Source organism: Microcoleus sp. N9_A1, from assembly GCF_036701795.1.
GTDB lineage: Bacteria > Cyanobacteriota > Cyanobacteriia > Cyanobacteriales > Microcoleaceae > Microcoleus.
This window is the reverse complement of the sequence record NZ_JAUBRI010000184.1, coordinates 1-1,424: the sequence shown is the minus strand read 5'-3', so window position 1 is coordinate 1,424 and position 1,424 is coordinate 1. Positions and strand designations below refer to the sequence as shown.

Sequence of the window (1,424 nt, the reverse complement as noted above, 5' to 3'; positions counted from 1 at the left end):
CTTGACAAGAAGACAAGATAGACATTAGATAAAGGAATGGAAAAACTCCCCGACCTAAAACAGCTATCGAACGAGGCAAAAGAAGCCTTGATAGTAGAGCTATGGGAGAGAATCCAAAAACTGACCGCAGCGTTAGCAACCACAGACCAACCAAAACTAGGCCCATCTCCCAAAAAAACTAGCAAAAATTCCAGCACTCCACCGTCCAAAGGATTCAAGCCCAACATTCAGCCATCGAAAATTGAGGGGATAAAAAGACAAAGAAGCCTAGGAAGAGCAGGAGGGGGAAGACAGCTACATCCTGAACCCGACCAAACAATCATCGCCCAACTCAAAAATTGCCCCCAGTGTGGAGAGAAAGTCACCGGGGCAGCACAAAAATTGCAATCCGTCTACGAAAAAATCGAACTACCCCCAATTCGCCCCATCGTCACCCGAATCGAACGTTATGGTGGTCAGTGTGCCTGCTGTCAAACCGAATATGTTGCACCAGTACCATGGGGAATGGAACCAGGTTCCCCGTTTGGCAGTTCAATTCAAAGCTTAGTCACATATCTTCGTTACACTCATGCCATCAGCTACGAACGGCTGTCGTCGATATTTGGCTCCGTCTTTGGACTAAAGATATCAGAAGGTGCCATCGCCAACTTGCTGGGGAAGGTCAAAATCAGTTTAGACGATCAAGTAAGTCAAATACTACACCGGTTGCGACGGGCAAAATTAATTTGTTCAGATGAAACGAGTGCGAGAGTTAACGGACAGAATCAGTGGGAGTGGGTGTTTCAGAACCAGGATGTTTGTTTACACGTCATCCGCCCGAGTCGAGGGACTGGGGTAATTAACGAAGTTCTCGCAGAACATCGTCCCGATATCTGGGTGTCAGATTTATTTAGTGCTCAAAAAAATCACCCCGCACCACAATGGCAAGTGTGTTTAGCCCATCAACTGCGGGATTGCCAATATGCGATTGATGCTGGGGACAGAATTTTTGCCCCAGGGATGAAGAGGTTATTATTGAGGGCTTTTATTATCCATCGAAGACGAGAAAAAATCGACGATGCCAGACTCAATCGATACCGAGAAAATTTACAGGAAAGATTAACCGGGATTTTAAATTTAGCGCCACATCATCCGGATGGTATCCGGTTACGAAAACGCTATGGTGGGCTAATTGACAATTTATTTCTATTTCTGGAAGAGGCGGGGATTCCACCAACGAATAATAGTAGTGAACAGGCGATTAGGATGAGCGTGGTATTTCGCCGTGTGACTAATGGCTTCCGTTCGGAATGGGGTCGAGATTTGTTTGCAGCCGTTCGTTCAGTTGTCAATACTGGGAAGCGACAGGGTTTAACTGCTTATCAATCCATTCAACAAGCTCTCTCTATTGATGGCTCCCTTTTTTCCCCTAGTTGAGCAATTAC

The 1,424-nt window shown here is 45.9% G+C and carries 1 protein-coding gene; it reads left to right on the top strand.

What is annotated here, in order from left to right:
* Nucleotides 1-36: 36 nt before the first annotated feature.
* A complete protein-coding gene (gene tnpC / locus QUA58_RS31310) occupies nucleotides 37-1,416 on the top strand; it encodes an IS66 family transposase (RefSeq protein WP_333257652.1) in 1,380 nt (459 codons plus the stop codon).
* Nucleotides 1,417-1,424 lie beyond the last annotated feature (8 nt).